Source organism: Cellulomonas sp. Marseille-Q8402, from assembly GCF_965119525.1.
Window position 1 is genome coordinate 1,624,798 of record NZ_CBCPLX010000001.1, and the last position, 18,922, is coordinate 1,643,719.

The 18,922-nt window shown below is 69.6% G+C and carries 15 protein-coding genes; all 15 read right to left on the bottom strand.

Annotated features, from left to right (window positions below):
• Window positions 1-366, bottom strand: a complete 366-nt coding sequence (gene rplV, locus ACWPWW_RS07415) for a 50S ribosomal protein L22 (protein WP_146838613.1) — start codon at window positions 364-366, stop codon at window positions 1-3.
• Between the two features lie 56 nt (window positions 367-422).
• Window positions 423-704 (bottom strand): 30S ribosomal protein S19, encoded by a 282-nt coding sequence (gene rpsS, locus ACWPWW_RS07420; RefSeq protein WP_147794358.1) that lies wholly within the window; start codon window positions 702-704, stop codon window positions 423-425.
• Between the two features lie 15 nt (window positions 705-719).
• Complete coding sequence (gene rplB / locus ACWPWW_RS07425) at window positions 720-1,556, bottom strand: 50S ribosomal protein L2 (protein WP_147794359.1); 837 nt, start codon at window positions 1,554-1,556, stop codon at window positions 720-722.
• Between the two features lie 33 nt (window positions 1,557-1,589).
• Window positions 1,590-1,892 carry a 50S ribosomal protein L23 gene (gene rplW / locus ACWPWW_RS07430; RefSeq protein ID WP_454049685.1) on the bottom strand — a complete coding sequence of 101 codons (303 nt, stop codon included), beginning with the start codon at window positions 1,890-1,892 and terminating at the stop codon, window positions 1,590-1,592.
• The gene (gene rplD, locus ACWPWW_RS07435; protein WP_454050416.1) at window positions 1,889-2,581 is read right to left on the bottom strand and encodes a 50S ribosomal protein L4; all 693 of its coding nucleotides are present in this window, start codon (window positions 2,579-2,581) and stop codon (window positions 1,889-1,891) included. The genes rplW and rplD overlap by 4 nt, the downstream gene beginning before the upstream one ends.
• A 5-nt stretch (window positions 2,582-2,586) precedes the next feature.
• Window positions 2,587-3,246 (bottom strand): 50S ribosomal protein L3, encoded by a 660-nt coding sequence (rplC, locus tag ACWPWW_RS07440; protein WP_454049686.1) that lies wholly within the window; start codon window positions 3,244-3,246, stop codon window positions 2,587-2,589.
• Window positions 3,247-3,268: 22 nt separating this feature from the next.
• Window positions 3,269-3,577, bottom strand: coding sequence for a 30S ribosomal protein S10 (gene rpsJ / locus ACWPWW_RS07445; RefSeq protein WP_122147693.1), 309 nt, complete (start codon window positions 3,575-3,577; stop codon window positions 3,269-3,271).
• Between the two features lie 425 nt (window positions 3,578-4,002).
• A complete protein-coding gene (locus ACWPWW_RS07450) occupies window positions 4,003-4,977 on the bottom strand; it encodes a hypothetical protein (RefSeq protein ID WP_454049687.1) in 975 nt (324 codons plus the stop codon).
• A gap of 330 nt (window positions 4,978-5,307) precedes the next feature.
• Window positions 5,308-6,498 carry an elongation factor Tu gene (gene tuf / locus ACWPWW_RS07455; RefSeq protein WP_454049688.1) on the bottom strand — a complete coding sequence of 397 codons (1,191 nt, stop codon included), beginning with the start codon at window positions 6,496-6,498 and terminating at the stop codon, window positions 5,308-5,310.
• 119 nt (window positions 6,499-6,617) lie between these two features.
• On the bottom strand, window positions 6,618-8,735 hold the full coding sequence (gene fusA / locus ACWPWW_RS07460) for an elongation factor G (RefSeq protein WP_454049689.1): 2,118 nt from the start codon (window positions 8,733-8,735) through the stop codon (window positions 6,618-6,620).
• A gap of 41 nt (window positions 8,736-8,776) precedes the next feature.
• Window positions 8,777-9,247, bottom strand: coding sequence for a 30S ribosomal protein S7 (gene rpsG, locus ACWPWW_RS07465; protein WP_179687208.1), 471 nt, complete (start codon window positions 9,245-9,247; stop codon window positions 8,777-8,779).
• 4 nt (window positions 9,248-9,251) lie between these two features.
• Window positions 9,252-9,620, bottom strand: coding sequence for a 30S ribosomal protein S12 (gene rpsL, locus ACWPWW_RS07470; RefSeq protein ID WP_122147700.1), 369 nt, complete (start codon window positions 9,618-9,620; stop codon window positions 9,252-9,254).
• 434 nt (window positions 9,621-10,054) lie between these two features.
• The gene (locus ACWPWW_RS07475; protein WP_454049690.1) at window positions 10,055-13,921 is read right to left on the bottom strand and encodes a DNA-directed RNA polymerase subunit beta'; all 3,867 of its coding nucleotides are present in this window, start codon (window positions 13,919-13,921) and stop codon (window positions 10,055-10,057) included.
• A 128-nt stretch (window positions 13,922-14,049) separates the two neighbouring features.
• Window positions 14,050-17,556 (bottom strand): DNA-directed RNA polymerase subunit beta, encoded by a 3,507-nt coding sequence (gene rpoB, locus ACWPWW_RS07480; protein ID WP_454049691.1) that lies wholly within the window; start codon window positions 17,554-17,556, stop codon window positions 14,050-14,052.
• A 912-nt stretch (window positions 17,557-18,468) separates the two neighbouring features.
• On the bottom strand, window positions 18,469-18,861 hold the full coding sequence (rplL, locus tag ACWPWW_RS07485) for a 50S ribosomal protein L7/L12 (RefSeq protein ID WP_454049692.1): 393 nt from the start codon (window positions 18,859-18,861) through the stop codon (window positions 18,469-18,471).
• Window positions 18,862-18,922: the final 61 nt, after the last annotated feature.

Here is an 18,922-nt window from a genome sequence, read left to right on the forward strand (position 1 = left end):
TCAGGCCCTTCCCTTCGTCTCACGCTCAGCGACGACCACGGTGATGTGGCTCGTGCGCTTGAGGATCTGGCTCGCGCGGCCCTGTGCCCGGGGGCGGAACCGCTTGAGCGTCGGACCCTCGTCCACGTACGCCTCGGCGACGTAGAGGTTGGTCTCGTCGAAGCGCTCGCCGGCACGCTTGGCGCCCTCACGGGCGTTCGCGATCGCGGACTCGACGACCTTGAGGACCGTCTCACCCGCGGCCTGCGGCGCGAACTTCAGCGTCGACACGGCCTCGCCGGCCTGCTTGCCACGGATGAGGTCCACGACGCGCCGGGCCTTCTGGGGCGTGACGCGGACGAACCGCGCCTTCGCCTTGGCTTCCATTGCTGTCCTGCCTTCTTGTCTCTGCCGTCAGGGCAGTCGCTGCGCCGACCCGGGGGTCAGCGGCGACGGCCCTTACGGTCGTCCTTCTCGTGGCCGCGGAACGTCCGCGTCGGAGCGAACTCGCCGAGCTTGTGCCCGACCATCGACTCCGTCACGAACACCGGCGTGTGCTTGCGGCCGTCGTGCACCGCGAAGGTGTGACCCAGGAAGTCGGGCGTGATCATCGAACGACGCGACCAGGTCTTGATGACGTTCTTGGTGCCGGCGGCGTTCTGCACGTCGACCTTCTTCTGCAGGTGCCCGTCGACGAAGGGCCCCTTCTTCAGGCTGCGAGGCATATCTCCCGGCTCCTATCAGCGCTTCTTGCCGGTGCGGCGGCGACGGACGATGAGCTTGTCGCTCGGCTTGTTGGGACGGCGCGTGCGGCCCTCCGGCTGGCCCCAGGGGCTCACCGGGTGACGACCACCGGACGTCTTGCCCTCACCACCACCGTGCGGGTGGTCGATCGGGTTCATCGCGACACCACGGACGGAGGGGCGCTTGCCCTTCCAGCGCATGCGGCCGGCCTTGCCCCAGTTGATGTTCGACTGCTCGGCGTTGCCCACCTCGCCGACCGTGGCGCGGCAGCGCAGGTCGACGTTGCGGATCTCGCCGGACGGCATGCGCAGCTGCGCGTACGGCCCGTCCTTGGCGACCAGCTGCACCGACGCACCCGCCGAGCGGGCGATCTTCGCGCCGCCGCCGGGCTTCAGCTCGATGGCGTGGATGGTCGTACCGGTCGGGATGTTGCGCAGCGGCAGGTTGTTGCCGGGCTTGATGTCGGCACCGGCGCCGTTCTCGACGACGTCGCCCTGCTTCAGCTTGTTCGGCGCGATGATGTAGCGCTTCTCGCCGTCCGCGTAGTGCAGGAGCGCGATGCGCGCCGTGCGGTTGGGGTCGTACTCGATGTGCGCGACCTTGGCCGGCACGCCGTCCTTGTCGTGACGACGGAAGTCGATCACGCGGTAGGCGCGCTTGTGGCCACCACCCTGGTGCCGCATGGTGACGCGGCCGGTCGAGTTACGACCACCGGTCTTGTGCAGCGGGCGGACCAGAGACTTCTCCGGCGTGGAGCGCGTGATCTCGACGAAGTCGGCGACGCTCGCGCCGCGGCGCCCCGGCGTCGTCGGCTTGTACTTACGGATTCCCATGGGGATCTGTCCTCAATCTGCTCTCGGGCCCGGTCAGCCGACCGGTCCGCCGAAGATGTCGATCGTGCCCTCGCGGAGGGTGACGATCGCGCGCTTCGTGTCCTTGCGCTTGCCCATCCCGAACTTCGTCCGCCGCGTCTTGCCCTTGCGGTTGATCGTGTTCACGGACTCGACCTTGACCGAGAAGACCTGCTCGACCGCGATCTTGATCTCGGTCTTGTTGGCCCGGGGGTCGACGACGAAGGTGTACTTGCCCTCGTCGAGCAGCCCGTAGCTCTTCTCGGAGACGACCGGCGCGATCAGGATGTCGCGGGGGTCCTTGGCGACGGCGGTCACTTGGCGTCCTCCTCGGCCTCGGACGACGTCGCGACAGCGGTCGCGCCGCGGCCCTTGACGGGGCCGGCGAGGAACGTGTCGAGCGCGCCCTGGGTGAACACGACGTCGTCGGAGACGAGCACGTCGTAGGTGTTGAGCTGGTCGGCGACGAGCAGGTGGACCCGCTCGACGTTCCGCAGCGACTTCCACGCGAGCTCGTCCGCGCGCTCCACGACCACGAGGACGTGCTTGCGGCCGGACAGCTGGTCCAGCACGCTCACGGCGGCCTTGGTCGAGGGCGCCTCGTTGACACCGAAGCCGGTGACGACGTGGACGCGGCCGGCGCGGGCGCGGTCCGAGAGAGCACCGCGGAGCGCCGCGGCCTTCATCTTCTTCGGGGTCCGCTGGGAGTAGTCGCGCGGGGTCGGGCCGTGGACGACGCCACCGCCGGCGAACTGCGGCGCACGGGTCGAACCCTGGCGGGCGCGGCCGGTGCCCTTCTGCTTGTACGGCTTCTTGCCGCCACCACGCACCTCGCCACGGTTCTTCGTGTCGTGGGTGCCCTGGCGAGCCGCGGCGAGCTGCGCCACGACGACCTGGTGGATGAGCGGGATGTTGGTCTGCGCGTCGAACACCTCGCCGGGCAGCTCGGCCGTGCCGGCCTTCTTGCCCGCGGTGTCGACGACGTCGACGGTCAGGGTCTCGGACATGGTGGTCATGCCCCCTTCACGGCGGTACGCACGACGACGACGCCACGCTTCGGGCCGGGAACCGCGCCCTTGAGGAGCAGCAGACCCTTCTCGACGTCGACCGCGTGCACGGTCAGGTTCTGGGTGGTCTGGCGGGCGTGGCCCATGCGACCGGCCATCCGCACGCCCTTGAACACGCGCGACGGCGTCGATGCGCCACCGATCGAGCCCGGCTTGCGGTGGTTGCGGTGCGCACCGTGCGAGGCGCCGACGCCGGAGAACCCGTGGCGCTTCATGACACCGGCGGTGCCCTTGCCCTTGGTGGTGCCGATCACGTCGACCAGCGCGCCGGCCGCGAAGGCCTCCGCGGTGATCTCCTGGCCGAGCGTGAACTCGGCCGCGTCCGACGTGCGGATCTCGGCCACGTGCCGACGGGGGGTGACCCCCGCCTTCTCGAAGTGGCCCTTCAGCGGCTTGGTCACCTTGCGCGGGTCGATCTGGCCGTAGGCCAGCTGGATCGCGGAGTAACCGTCAGCCTCAGCGGAGCGCACCTGGGTCACGACGTTGGTGCCGACAGCGACCACGGTGACGGGGACGAGACGGCCATCGGCGTCCCAGACCTGCGTCATACCGAGCTTCGTGCCGAGCACCGCCGTGACGGGGCGCGCGTTCTGCTGGGTAACCATGAAGATCAGTTCCTTCCCAGCGTCAGAGCTTGATCTCGATGTTCACGTCCGCGGGCAGGTCGAGACGCATGAGCGAGTCGACCGCCTTCGGCGTGGGATCGATGATGTCGATGAGCCGCTTGTGCGTGCGCATCTCGAAGTGCTCGCGGCTGTCCTTGTACTTGTGGGGCGACCGGATGACGACGAAGACGTTCTTCTCCGTCGGGAGCGGCACCGGGCCAACGACCGTCGCACCAGCGCGGCTCACCGTGTCGACGATCTTGCGCGCCGAGCTGTCGATGACCTCGTGGTCGTAGGACTTGAGCCGGATGCGGATCTTCTGTCCCGCCATGGCGTCGTCTGTCTCTCTCTCTTCGAACTGCCTGTGTCCGACCCCCGCACTCGGGCGTGTCGCTTCTTGCGGCATACCTTCGCGCCGGTCTCCGTGCCGTGCGCGGGGCGCGCGGCGACGGGGACGAGGTCGATGTGGTGATGGAGTCCGACGCCGGGTGACCCCGGGCTGTGTGCTGGACTCGCACGCGTCCCTGCCCGCTCGGTCGGGGCTCCTGAACGCACGCGCGCAGGCACCCCCGTCGTCGGGCAACTTGTCTAGTGTGCCAGCCGGAGCCCCAAAGGTCCAACCGGACCTGCGTCACACCCGCACGATCACGCGCCGCGCGTGCCGCGCGCCCGGCTCCCACCCTGCTCCCGACCGGCTCCCGCCCGGCTCCCGCCCGCCCGCGTCGCCAGCCGATTCTCGCATCGCAGGCCGATAACTCAGCTTGTGGTGCGAGAAGCAGCCGGCGATCCGATCCGGGGAACGCCGGCGGCCGCCAGCAGCGCCGACAGGGGGCCGGGGTGCCACGCCTCGCTCCACGTCCAGCGCACGACGCGGATGCCCGCTGCGCGGATCATGTCCTCCCGGCGCTTCTCCGACCACACCCGCTCCTCGACCGCGCGCCGGTCGTCGACCCCGTCCGCACGGTACTTCTTGCGGCCGTCGAACTCCCCCACCACCCGCGCGTCCCGCCACCAGAAGTCGACCCGCGCGACCGTCGAGCCGCCGCGCACGAACGGCACCTGCAGCGCGGGCTGCGCGAACCCGTCCAGGTGGATGCGCGCGCGGCTCACCGACTCCCCCGCCGACTCCACCCGCCCGTCGGCCAGCGCGGCCACCACCCGCATGCGGCGTGCACCGCGCGCGCCGGCGCGCCGCGCGACCTCGTCGCGCAGGCCGTCACCCGTCACCAGGCCGGACCGGAGCGCGGCGTCCGCAGCCGCTAGGGCGCGCCGCAGGTCCCGGTCGCGCGCGAGCGCCAGCACCGTGTCGAGGGCGCCGGTCACGCGCAGCCCGTCCCGCACGGCGACGGGCACGCCGGCGCCCGCCGCGTGCCGGGTCACGCCGGCACGGGTGCCGGTGCCGCGCGGGCGTCCGTCCGCCCCCGGCGGGCCGAGAACGTGCACTCCCCCGGCGGCTCCGACCAGCGGCAGCCCCCACACGGCCGCGGCCGACTCGTGGGAGAACACCGGGTCCACGAGCTGCCGCGCCGCTGCCCGCACCGCCAGCAGCTGCCGGCCCTCGGGTGAGCTCGCGCTCCACTCCGCTCCGCGGACGTAGGCTCCCGGCCGAACCTGGGCCAGGCTCCCGTCGCGCAGCGCACGCCGCAGGGCGTGCCCGCCGATCCCACCGGCGGCGGCGTCCCGGTGCAGGATCACGCCGGGCGGGAGGGAGCCGAGGAGGTCGTCGCGCATCGCCCCACGGTGCCCGGCACCGCGCGACCCCGGTCGGCGCCGCGCACCCGCCTGGGGACCGCGCCAGGCCACGGGCCCTGTGGTCGTTCTGGTTCCGCTCGGGGCCGCGGGTCGACCGCCAGCGTGTTCTCGCACCGGCGCCCGGGAGACCGGGGGAGGTCGCGAGAATGCACCGCCGACGCGGTGCCCGGTGCGGCGGGCGCGGCGCGGCGGGCGGGCGGCGGGCGCGGCGCGGCGGGCGGGCGGCGGGCCGTGGGAGGCACGCAGAAGGGCCCGGGTGCCGAAGCACCCGGGCCCTCCCGGTGGTGACGCAGTCCCCGAAGGGTCAGATCACTTGATGATCTTGGTGACGCGGCCCGAGCCGACGGTGCGGCCACCCTCGCGGATGGCGAAGCCGAGGCCCTCCTCCATCGCGATGGGCTGGATCAGCGTCACGGAGATCTCCGTGTTGTCGCCCGGCATGACCATCTCGGTGCCCTCGGGCAGCGTGATGACGCCGGTGACGTCGGTCGTCCGGAAGTAGAACTGCGGACGGTAGTTCGAGTAGAACGGGTTGTGACGCCCGCCCTCGTCCTTGGCCAGGATGTAGACCTGGCCCTCGAACTCGGTGTGCGGCGTGATCGAGCCCGGCTTCACGACGACCTGGCCGCGCTCGACGTCCTCACGCTTGGTGCCACGGAGCAGGAGGCCGCAGTTCTCGCCGGCCCACGCCTCGTCCATCTGCTTGTGGAACATCTCGATACCGGTGACCGTGGTCTTCTGCGCCGGGCGGATGCCGACGATCTCGACCTCGGAGTTGATCGCGAGCTTGCCGCGGTCGACCTTGCCGGTGACGACGGTGCCACGACCGGTGATGGTGAAGACGTCCTCGATCGGCATGAGGAACGGCTTGTCCATGTCACGGACCGGCTCCGGGACGGACTCGTCCACGGCGTCCAGCAGGTCCTCGACGGACTTGACCCACTCCGGGTCGCCCTCGAGCGCCTTCAGGCCGGAGACGCGGATGACCGGCGCCTCGTCACCGTCGAAGCCCTGCGACGACAGCAGCTCGCGGACCTCCATCTCGACGAGCTCGAGGATCTCCTCGTCGTCGACCATGTCGGACTTGTTGAGCGCCACGAGCAGGTAGGGCACGCCGACCTGACGGGCGAGCAGGACGTGCTCACGCGTCTGGGCCATCGGGCCGTCGGTGGCGGCGACCACCAGGATGGCGCCGTCCATCTGCGCCGCACCGGTGATCATGTTCTTGATGTAGTCGGCGTGACCGGGCGCGTCGACGTGAGCGTAGTGACGCTTCTCCGTCTGGTACTCGACGTGCGCGATGTTGATGGTGATGCCGCGCTGCTTCTCCTCGGGCGCCTTGTCGATCTCGTCGAAAGGCGTGAAGGGGTTCAGGTCGGGGTACTTGTCGTGCAGCACCTTCGAGATCGCAGCAGTCAGCGTCGTCTTGCCGTGGTCGACGTGACCGATGGTCCCGATGTTGACGTGCGGCTTGGTCCGCTCGAACTTCGCCTTGCCCACTGGGTCCTCCTCAGGACTCTGGTGTAGAGATTGCCGAACGATGCAGGGGCTCAGTGCCCCTGCGGACGTGCGGTCCTACGGGTCGGGTTGATTGGTCGTACTCGGTTCGACCTGTGGGACTACTCGCCCCGGGTCTTCTTGATGATCTCGTCGGCAACATTCCGAGGCACCTCGGCGTAGCTGTCGAACTGCATCGAGTACACCGCGCGACCCTGGGTCTTCGACCGCAGGTCACCGACGTACCCGAACATCTCGGAGAGAGGAACCTGGGCGCGGATCACCTTCACGCCCGTCGCGTCCTCCATGGACTGGATCATGCCGCGCCGCGAGTTGATGTCACCGATCACGTCGCCCATGTACTCCTCGGGCGTACGGACCTCGACGGCCATGACGGGCTCGAGGAGAACCGGGTCCGCCTTGCGGGCGGCCTCCTTGAGGATCATGGAACCGGCGATCTTGAACGCCATCTCCGAGGAGTCGACGTCGTGCGCGGCACCGTCGAGCAGCGTGGCCTTGACGCCCACCAGCGGGAAGCCGGCCAGCACGCCGAGCTGCATCGCGGACTGGATGCCCTGGTCCACGGACGGGATGTACTCGCGAGGCACGCGACCACCGGTGACGGCGTTCACGAACTCGTACATCGCGCCGTCCTCGGACTCGAGCGGCTCGAAGGTCATCTGGACCTTGGCGAACTGCCCGGAGCCACCGGTCTGCTTCTTGTGCGTGTAGTCGATCTTCTCCACCTTGCGGCGGATCGTCTCGCGGTAGGCCACCTGCGGCTTGCCGACGTTCGCCTCGACCTTGAACTCGCGCCGCATGCGGTCGACGAGGATGTCGAGGTGGAGCTCGCCCATGCCGCCGATGACGGTCTGGCCGGTCTCCTCGTCCAGGCGGACGCGGAACGTCGGGTCCTCCTCGGCGAGCTTCTGGATCGCCGTGGAGAGCTTCTCCTGGTCGCCCTTGGTCTTCGGCTCGATCGCCACGTCGATGACGGGCTCCGGGAAGGTCATGGACTCCAGGACCACCGGCGCGTCGAGGGCGCAGAGGGTGTCACCGGTGGTGACGTCCTTCAGGCCGATGAACGCGTAGATGTGGCCCGCCGTCGCCTCGTCGACCGGGTTCTCCTTGTTGGCGTGCATCTGGAAGATCTTCCCGATGCGCTCCTTCTTGCCCTTGGTCGCGTTGAGCACCTGGGCGCCCTGCACGACCTTCCCCGAGTACACGCGGATGAAGGTGAGCTTGCCGAAGAACGGGTGCGCGGCGATCTTGAACGCCAGGGCCGAGAACGGCTCGGAGGCGTCCGGGTGGCGCTCGATGACGACCTCTTCGTCCTTGACGTCGTGGCCCTGGATGGCCGGGACGTCGAGGGGCGACGGGAGGAAGTCGACGACGGCGTCGAGCATGGGCTGGACGCCCTTGTTCTTGAACGCCGAGCCGCACAGGACCGGGAAAGCCTCACCGGCGATGGTGAGCTTGCGGATGCCGGACTTGATCTCGGCGACCGTGAGCTCCTCACCGCCCAGGAACTTCTCGAGCAGCTCGTCGTCCGTCTCGGCGACGGCCTCGAGCAGCTCGCTGCGGAACTGCTCGGCCCGGTCCACGAGGTCGGCCGGGATCTCCTCGACCTCGTACTTCGCGCCCATCTCGGTCTCGCCACGCCACACGAGCGCGCGCATCTCGACCAGGTCGACGACGCCGATGAAGTCGTTCTCGGCACCGATCGGCAGCTGGATGACCAGCGGCTTGGCCTTGAGGCGGTTCACGATGGTGTCGACCGTGAAGTAGAAGTCCGCGCCCAGCTTGTCCATCTTGTTGACGAAGCAGATGCGGGGGACCTCGTACTTGTCGGCCTGGCGCCAGACGGTCTCCGACTGGGGCTCCACGCCCTCCTTGCCGTCGAACACCGCGACCGCGCCGTCGAGCACGCGCAGCGAGCGCTCCACCTCGACGGTGAAGTCGACGTGACCGGGCGTGTCGATGACGTTGATCTGCGTCTCGTTCGACTTGCCCTTGTTCCAGAAGGCGGTCACAGCAGCGGACGTGATCGTGATGCCACGCTCCTGCTCCTGCTCCATCCAGTCCGTGGTCGACGCACCGTCGTGGGTCTCGCCGATCTTGTAGTTGACGCCCGTGTAGTACAGGATCCGCTCGGTCGTCGTGGTCTTGCCGGCATCGATGTGCGCCATGATGCCGATGTTGCGGACCTTGTTCAGGTCCGTCAGCACGTCCAGTGCCACAGGTTCAGCCCCTCGGTAGTGGGGTTCGCCTACTGCTGGGATTACCAGCGGTAGTGGGCGAACGCCTTGTTGGACTCGGCCATCTTGTGCATGTCCTCACGGCGCTTCACCGCGGCACCGAGGCCGTTGGACGCGTCGAGGATCTCGTTCATGAGCCGCTCGGTCATGGTCTTCTCGCGACGAGCGCGCGAGTAGTCCGTGAGCCACCGGAGGGCGAGCGTGGTCTGGCGGACGGGGCGGACCTCGACCGGGACCTGGTAGGTCGCGCCACCGACACGGCGGGAGCGGACCTCGAGCGACGGGCGGACGTTGTCCAGCGCGCGCTTGAGGACGACGACCGGGTCGCCCTGGGTCTTCTCACGGACGCCCTCGAGCGCGCCGTAGACGATGGCCTCCGCGACGGACTTCTTGCCGTCGAGCAGGACCTTGTTGATCAGCTGGGTGACGACCGGCGATCCGTAGACCGGGTCGATGATGAGCGGCCGCTTGGGAGCCGGACCCTTACGAGGCATCGGTTCAGCCCTTCTTCGCGCCGTAGCGGCTGCGCGCCTGCTTACGGTTCTTCACGCCCTGGGTGTCCAGAGCACCACGGATGATCTTGTAGCGCACACCGGGCAGGTCCTTCACACGACCGCCGCGGACGAGCACGATGGAGTGCTCCTGCAGGTTGTGGCCCTCACCGGGGATGTAGGCCGTGACCTCGATGCCCGAGGAGAGCTTGACGCGCGCGACCTTGCGGAGAGCCGAGTTCGGCTTCTTCGGGGTGGTCGTGTACACGCGGGTGCAGACGCCGCGGCGCTGCGGGCTGCCCTGCAGGGCAGGGGTCTTCGACTTGTTCGTCTTCGGCGTCCGGCCCTTGCGGACCAGCTGCTGGATCGTAGGCACTACGTCTCCGTCGCTAGGTGAAGTCTGGTCTGACCGGCACCCGTCACCCTGGACGGCCGGCAATGTCCGGTTCGTCGCCCGTCGCGCGACTACCCCGATCGGTCTTGCGTCCCGAACCGACCCCCGCACCCGGGCGTGTCGACCCCCTCCTGCTCCGCACCGCGGCCCCGGTGACGGGGTTCGAGGTGCGATCTCGGGGAGGTGTCCACCCTGCGCTCCGTGACGAGCGCGCGCGAGGGCCCGACGGCGCGGGCACGGTGTCCAACGTTACTCGCCGGTTCACGCACCGTCAAAGCAGCAGCGTGAGGGTCGGCGGACGTCGGTCACGGGTACAACCGCGCTCCCCCGCCAGGTGTTCCCGCGGGGGCGCGCACGGCCGAGGGGGCCCGCCGCGACGAGCGCGGCGGACCCCCTCGGCCCGGTGGGACCCGACGTCAGCGGTAGTCGCCGAAGTCGATGTCCTCGAGCGGGATCGCCTCGCCCGAGCCGAGGCCCAGGGCGGGGAAGTCGATCTCGTCGTAGCCGAAGGACGGGTACAGCTCGGCCTTCGCCTCCTCGGTGGGCTCGACCGACACCTCGTGGTAGCGGGGCAGACCCGTACCGGCGGGGATGAGCTTGCCGAGGATGACGTTCTCCTTGAGGCCGAGCAGCGGGTCGCTGCGGCCCGACATCGCGGCCTCGGTGAGGACGCGCGTCGTCTCCTGGAAGGACGCCGCCGACAGCCACGAGTCCGTCGCGAGCGACGCCTTCGTGATGCCCATCAGCTCCGGACGGCCCGAGGCCGGCTGGCCACCCTCGGCGACCGCACGGCGGTTGAAGTCCTCGAACCGGCCGCGCTCGGCCAGCTCGCCCGGGAGCAGGCCCGTGTCACCCGAGTCCAGCACGGTCACGCGACGCAGCATCTGCCGCACGATGACCTCGATGTGCTTGTCGTGGATGTCCACGCCCTGGGAGTTGTAGACCTCCTGGACCTCGTCCACCAGGTGCTTCTGGGTGGCGCGCGGGCCGAGGATGCGCAGGACCTTCTTCGGGTCCACCGCACCCTGGACCAGCTGGGTGCCGACCTCGACGTGGTCGCCGTCGCTGATCAGCAGGCGCGAGCGCTTGGTGATCGGGTAGGCGATCTCCTCCGAGCCGTCGTCCGGGGTCAGCACGATGCGGCGGACCCGGTCGGCCTCGTCGATCGTGATCCGGCCCGAGAACTCCGCGATGGGGCTCTCACCCTTGGGGGTGCGGGCCTCGAAGAGCTCCTGGACACGCGGCAGACCCTGCGTGATGTCCTCCGCCGACGCCACACCACCGGTGTGGAAGGTGCGCATCGTCAGCTGGGTGCCGGGCTCGCCGATCGACTGGGCCGCGATGATGCCGACGGCCTCGCCGATGTCCACGAGCTTGCCGGTGGCCAGCGAGCGGCCGTAGCACTTCGCGCAGGTGCCGACGCGCGACTCGCAGGTGAGCACGGAGCGGACCTTCAGCTCGGTGACGCCGGCCGCCAGGAGGCGGTCCAGCAGCACGTCGCCGATGTCGTCGCCCGCGTTGCCGATGATCTCGCCGTCGATCTCGGCGTCGGTCGCCAGCGTGCGGGAGAAGACCGAGGTCTCCACCTTGTCGTGGCGGCGCAGCGTGCCGTCCGCAGTGGCCACGCCGATCGGCATGGTGAGGCCGCGCTCGGTCCCGCAGTCCTCCTCGCGGACGATGACGTCCTGGGAGACGTCCACCAGACGACGGGTCAGGTAGCCCGAGTCGGCGGTCCGCAGCGCGGTGTCCGCCAGACCCTTGCGGGCACCGTGCGTCGCGATGAAGTACTCCAGGACGGACAGGCCCTCGCGGTAGTTCGCCTTGATCGGGCGCGGGATGATCTCGCCCTTCGGGTTCGCCACCAGACCGCGCATGCCGGCGATCTGCCGGACCTGCATCCAGTTACCACGCGCACCGGAGCCGACCATGCGGAACACGGTGTTGCGGGCGGAGAAGTTCTCCTGCATCGCCTTGGCGACCTTGTCGGTGGCCTGCGTCCAGATCTCGATGAGCTCCTGACGACGCTCGTCGTCGGTGATGAGGCCCTTGTCGTACTGGCCCTGCACCTTCGCCGCGCGCGCCTCGTGCTCGGTGAGGATCTCCGCCTTCTGGTTCGGCGCCGCGACGTCCGAGATCGCGATCGTCACGCCCGAGCGGGTGGCCCAGCGGAAGCCGGCCTCCTTCAGGGCGTCCAGCGACGCGGCGACCTCGACCTTCGGGTACCGCTCCGCCAGGTCGTTGACGATGACCGAGAGGCGCTTCTTGTCGACGACGCCGTTCTCGTACGGGTAGTCGACCGGGAGCAGCTCGTTGAACAGCGCGCGGCCCAGGGTGGTCTCGAACGAGATCGTCCCGCCGTCCCAGCCCTCGGGCTGGGCGTCCTCGGGCAGCACGAGGCCGTCCATGCGGATCTTGACGACCGCGTTGAGGTCCAGGGACCCCTGGTCGAACGCCATGATCGCCTCGGACACCGAGCTGAACGCCCGGCCGGCACCCACCGGGTCGACCTTGTCGGAGGTCAGGTGGAACAGGCCGATGATCATGTCCTGCGAGGGCATGGTCACCGGACGGCCGTCCGACGGCTTCAGGATGTTGTTGCTCGAGAGCATGAGGATGCGGGCCTCGGCCTGCGCCTCCGCGCTCAGGGGCAGGTGCACGGCCATCTGGTCACCGTCGAAGTCGGCGTTGAACGCGCCGCAGACGAGCGGGTGCAGGTGGATCGCCTTGCCCTCGACGAGCTGGGGCTCGAACGCCTGGATGCCGAGACGGTGCAGCGTGGGCGCACGGTTCAGCAGCACGGGGTGCTCGGTGATGACCTCCTCGAGCACGTCCCACACGACCGGGCGCGCGCGCTCGACCATGCGCTTGGCCGACTTGATGTTCTGCGCGTGGTTCAGGTCGACCAGGCGCTTCATCACGAACGGCTTGAACAGCTCGAGCGCCATCTGCTTGGGCAGACCGCACTGGTGCAGCTTGAGCTGCGGGCCGACGACGATGACCGAACGGCCCGAGTAGTCGACGCGCTTGCCGAGCAGGTTCTGGCGGAACCGGCCCTGCTTGCCCTTGAGCATGTCGGAGATCGACTTCAGCGGACGGTTGCCGGGGCCCGTGACCGGGCGGCCGCGGCGGCCGTTGTCGAACAGCGAGTCCACGGCCTCCTGGAGCATCCGCTTCTCGTTGTTGACGATGATCTCCGGCGCGCCCAGGTCCAGGAGCCGCTTGAGGCGGTTGTTCCGGTTGATGACGCGGCGGTACAGGTCGTTCAGGTCCGACGTGGCGAACCGGCCGCCGTCGAGCTGCACCATCGGGCGCAGGTCCGGCGGGATGACCGGGACGGCGTCCAGCACCATGCCGGTCGGCGAGTTCGTCGTGGTGAGGAACGCGTTGACGACCTTGAGGCGCTTGAGCGCACGGGTCTTCCGCTGGCCCTTGCCCGAGCGGATGATCTCGCGCAGGTTGTCGGCCTCGGCCTCCAGGTCGAACGCCTCGAGGCGCTTCTGGATCGCCGAGGCGCCCATCGAGCCCTCGAAGTAGTTGCCGTAGCGGTCCTGCAGCTGGCGGTAGAGCAGCTCGTCGCCCTCGAGGTCCGCGACCTTGAGGTTCTTGAACCGGTCCCAGATGGTGTCGAGACGCTCGATCTCGGCATCCGCGCGCTTGCGGATCTGCGCCATCTCGCGCTCGGCGGAGTCGCGCACCTTGCGGCGGGCGTCGGCCTTCGCACCCTCGGCCTCGAGCTCGGCCAGGTCGGCCTCGAGCTTCGACGCGCGGGTGTTGATGTCGTTGTCGCGGCGGTCCGCGATCTCCTTGCGCTCCAGGTCGATCTCGTTCTGGAGGTTCGGCAGGTCCTCCTGGCGACCGTCCACGTCGACCCACGTGATCATGTACGCCGCGAAGTAGATGACCTTCTCCAGGTCCTTCGGGGCGAGGTCGAGCAGGTAGCCGAGGCGCGACGGGACGCCCTTGAAGAACCAGATGTGCGTGACGGGCGCGGCCAGCTCGATGTGGCCCATGCGCTCACGACGCACCTTGGAACGGGTCACCTCGACGCCGCAGCGCTCGCAGATGATGCCCTTGAAGCGCACGCGCTTGTACTTGCCGCAGTAGCACTCCCAGTCCCGGGTGGGGCCGAAGATCTTCTCGCAGAAGAGCCCGTCCTTCTCCGGCTTCAGGGTGCGGTAGTTGATGGTCTCGGGCTTCTTGACCTCGCCGTGCGACCAGGTCCGGATGTCGTCGGCCGTGGCCAGTCCGATGCGCAGCTCGTCGAAGACGTTGACGTCGAGCAAGGGGTCCTACTTCCTTCGCTTGCCGGCTCCCGCTGATGAGCGGTCCGGCGGAACGGAATGGTGCAAGGGGTGCGGGCGGGCCGCCGGCCCATCGCTCCGGGGAGCGCAGGGCCGGCGGACGCTCGGCGTCAGATCTCGTCGATGGTGCTGGCGGCGTTCGGGCGCCGGGACAGGTCGATGCCCAGCTCCTCGGCGGCGCGGTAGACCTCGTCGTCGTTCTCCCGCATGTCGATGGACACGCCGTCCGAGGACAGCACCTCCACGTTCAGGCAGAGCGACTGCATCTCCTTGAGGAGCACCTTGAAGGACTCCGGGATGCCCGAGTCCGGGATGTTCTCCCCCTTGACGATGGCCTCGTACACCTTCACGCGGCCGGGGATGTCGTCCGACTTGATGGTCAGGAGCTCCTGGAGCGTGTAGGCCGCGCCGTACGCCTCGAGGGCCCACACCTCCATCTCGCCGAACCGCTGGCCACCGAACTGCGCCTTACCACCCAGCGGCTGCTGCGTGATCATCGAGTACGGGCCGGTCGACCGGGCGTGGATCTTGTCGTCCACGAGGTGGTGCAGCTTGAGGATGTACATGTAGCCGACGGCCACCGGGTCCGGGAACGGCTCGCCGGAGCGGCCGTCGAACAGGCGCGCCTTGCCGTCCACGCCGACCATGCGCTCGCCGTCGCGGTTCGGCAGCGTGGCGCCGAGCAGACCGGTGAGGGTCTCCTCCGGCACGCCGTCGAACACCGGCGTCGCCACGGGCACGCCCGGGCTCGACGACTTCGCGATGTCCGGCACCTGGTCGACCCAGGACAGGTCGCCCTCGGCCAGCTCGACGTTCCAGCCCTGCTTGGCGATCCACCCGAGGTGGACCTCCAGCACCTGGCCGACGTTCATGCGGCCGGGGACGCCCATCGGGTTCAGGACGATGTCCACCGCGGTGCCGTCCGGGAGGAACGGCATGTCCTCGACGGGCAGGATCTTGGAGATGACGCCCTTGTTGCCGTGACGGCCGGCGAGCTTGTCGCCGTCGGTGATCTTGCGGCGCTGGGCGATGTAGACCCGGACCAGCTCGTTCACGCCGGCGGGCAGCTCGTCGCCGTCCTCGCGGTTGAACGTGCGCACCTCGATGACCGTGCCGGACTCGCCGTGGGGCACCTTGAGGGACGTGTCGCGGACCTCGCGGGCCTTCTCGCCGAAGATCGCGCGCAGCAGGCGCTCCTCCGGGGTCAGCTCGGTCTCGCCCTTCGGGGTGACCTTGCCGACCAGCACGTCGCCCGCGGAGACCTCGGCGCCGATGCGGATGATGCCGCGCTCGTCCAGGTCCGCCAGCACGTCCTCGGAGACGTTCGGGATGTCCCGCGTGATCTCCTCCGGGCCGAGCTTGGTGTCGCGGGCGTCGACCTCGTGCTCCTCGATGTGGATCGAGGACAGGACGTCGTCCTGCACGAGGCGCTGCGACAGGATGATCGCGTCCTCGTAGTTGTGGCCCTCCCACGACATGAACGCGACCAGCAGGTTGCGGCCGAGGGACAGCTCGCCCTCGTCCGTCGCCGGGCCGTCGGCCAGCACGGAGCCGACCTCGACGCGGGCGCCCTGGTCGACCAGCACGCGCTGGTTGTAGGACGTGCCCTGGTTCGAGCGGCGGAACTTCGCCACGCGGTAGGTGCTCGTCGTCGCGTCGTCGTTCGCGACGGTGATCAGGTCCGCCGACACCTCGGTGACCACACCGGGCTTGGAGGCCACGATGACGTCGCCGGCGTCGACCGCCGCGCGCCACTCCATGCCGGTGCCGACCAGCGGCGCCTCGGAGCGGACCAGCGGCACGGCCTGGCGCTGCATGTTCGCACCCATGAGGGCGCGGTTGGCGTCGTCGTGCTCGAGGAACGGGATGAGGGCCGTCGCGACCGACACCATCTGGCGCGGCGAGACGTCCATGTAGTCCACGACCTCGGCCGGGACGTCCTCGGTGTCGCCACCCTTGACGCGGACCAGGACGGTGTCCTCGGCGAAGTGGCCGTCCTCGCGGACCGCGGCGTTCGCCTGGGCGATCACGAAGCGGTCCTCGTCGTCGGCGGTGAGGTAGTGCACCTCGTCCGTCACGACACCGAACTCGACCTTGCGGTACGGGGTCTCGACGAAGCCGAACGGGTTGATCCGCCCGAACGTCGCGAGCGAGCCGATGAGGCCGATGTTCGGACCCTCGGGGGTCTCGATCGGGCACATGCGGCCGTAGTGCGACGGGTGGACGTCACGGACCTCCATGCCGGCGCGGTCGCGGGACAGACCACCCGGGCCCAGCGCGGACAGACGACGCTTGTGCGTCAGGCCGGCGAGCGGGTTGTTCTGGTCCATGAACTGCGACAGCTGGCTCGTCCCGAAGAACTCCTTGATGGAGGCCACGACGGGACGGATGTTGATCAGCGTCTGCGGCGTGATCGCCTCGACGTCCTGGGTCGTCATGCGCTCGCGCACGACGCGCTCCATCCGCGACAGGCCGGTGCGGACCTGGTTCTGGATGAGCTCGCCCACGGCGCGGATGCGACGGTTGCCGAAGTGGTCGATGTCGTCGGTCTCGACGCGGATCTCGACGTCCTCGCCGGCGCGCTTGCCCGGCAGGGTCGCGACGTCGGCGTGCAGCGCGGCCATGTACTTGATCGCGGCGACGATGTCGTCGCGCGACAGCACGGAGTCGGCCAGCGGGACGTCGATGCCGAGCTTCTTGTTCAGCTTGTAGCGGCCGACCTTCGCGAGGTCGTAGCGCTTCGGGTTGAAGTAGAAGTTCTCGATCAGCGCGCGACCGGCCTCGACGGTGGGCGGCTCGCCCGGGCGGATCTTGCGGTAGAGGTCGAGCAGCGCCTCGTCCTGGGTCTGGACGTGGTCCTTCTCCAGGGTGTCGATGACGGCCGGGAACTGCGCGAACTCCTCGCGGATCTCCGACTCGGTCATGCCGAGGGCCTTGAGCAGCACGGTGGCGTTCTGCTTGCGCTTGCGGTCGACGCGGACGCCGACGTTGTCGCGCTTGTCGATCTCGAACTCCAGCCACGCGCCACGGCTCGGGATCATCTTGACCGAGAAGATGTCCTTGTCGGACGTCTTGTCGGCAGCGCGCTCGAAGTACACGCCCGGGGAGCGGACCAGCTGCGACACGACGACGCGCTCGGTGCCGTTGATGATGAACGTGCCGCGCTCGCTCATGAGCGGGAAGTCGCCCATGAAGACCGTCTGGCTCTTGATCTCACCGGTGGTGTAGTTCACGAACTCGGCGGTGACGAACAGCGGCGCCGCGTAGGTGAAGTCCTTCTCCTTGCACTCGTCGGCCGTGTACTTCGGCGGCTCGAAACGGTGCTCGCGGAACGACAGCGACATGGTGCCGCCGAAGTCCTCGATGGGGGAGATCTCCTCGAAGATCTCCTCCAGTCCAGCGGTCTCCGGGACGTCCTGGCGGCCGGACTCGAGAGCAGCGGCGACACGCGCCTGCCACTTCTCGTTGCCGAGCAGCCAGTCGAAGCTCTCCGTCTGCAGGCCGAGGAGGTCGGGGACCTCCAGCGGCTCGTCGATCCGGGCGAAGGAGACGCGGCGGGAGACGGTGCGGTTCGCGATGGCTTCGGACGTTGCGGAGGAGGTGCGCGAGGCAGCCAAGAGGGGTCCTTCCCAGCAGATCGAGTTCCCTGCGCGGGGCCCGGCGGTTCGCGACCCCCCGGCCTCGGGCCCCCAGGGCATCGCGTACTACGATGCCTGGTGGGCGCGGGTTATACGGGGTCGCGGGCACAGGCCAGCGCAAAGCGCTAGCGTAGTACAGACCTGGCGGCAAGTCCAGCGGCCGTGGTATGGGACGTGCGCCACACGAGCTCGGGCGACATCGCGCCGAGGCCTGCAGAGGGCAGCAACGCCGCGTCGCCCTGGGGCATTCCGCACCCTTCCCCGCCGGTCGGGGCGTCGGGCCGGTGGTCGGCCGGCGCAGCGCCAGCCGATTCTCGCGCGACCAGCCGGGACGTCGGTGTGCGACACGAGAAGGCGCTGGCGACGCGCCCGTGACTCCCGCCGGCAGCTCGGGGAGTGGTCGTGCCGAGCGCGCGGGCCGGCCGAGCCGCACGGACGACGCGAGCGCGGCGTGTCCGGCAGGGCGGGTCCCGGCGCGAGTGCCGCGTGCCGGGCTGGGCGCGACGCCATCCGCGCCGGTCGCGGCGGGTCGAGGTGATCGCGGTGGGTCGAGACGGGGCGCGTTGCGTAGCCCGCTGGTTCTCGCGTCACCAGCCGGGCTATCGGTGGGTGGCGCGAGAAAGCGCGGGGGGTGCGGATGGTTCCGGTGACAGCGGCGCGGGCGCCGGCCCGGCCGGGCGTCGGCTGGGCGCGGCGCGGACGCCGGGCGCGGACGCCGGGCGCGGGCCGGCGCGGGCCGGCGCGGACGCGGCTCGGGCACGCTCGTGCCGAGCGGTGCGACCGGCGCAGCCCGCACCGGGGGACGACGCAGGCCCGCACCCCGGAGGGGGTGCGGGCCTGCGGACGAGCTCCCGGGTGGTCAGCGCGCGAGCGCGCGACCCCCGGCGCGGGTCACTTGAGGGTGACGGTGGCGCCGGCGCCCTCGAGGGCGGCCTTGGCCTTGTCCGCGGCGTCCTTGTTCACGTTCTCGAGAACGGGCTTCGGGGCGCCGTCGACGAGGTCCTTGGCCTCCTTCAGGCCGAGGGAGGTCAGGGCGCGCACCTCCTTGATGACCTGGATCTTCTTGTCACCGGCGGCCTCGAGGATGACGTCGAACTCGTCCTTCTCCTCCTCGGCCGGGGTGTCCGCACCGGCACCGCCGGCAGCGGGGGCGACGGCGACGGCGGCCGGGGCCGCGGCGGTGACCTCGAAGGTCTCCTCGAACGCCTTCACGAACTCGGAGAGCTCGATGAGGGTGAGCTCCTTGAACGCGGAGATGAGCTCGTCGGTGGTGAGCTTCGCCATGGTGGCGTGTCCTTCCGTCTCGTTCCCCTCCGGTCACGGCGACCGGCAGGGGCAGGGTGTG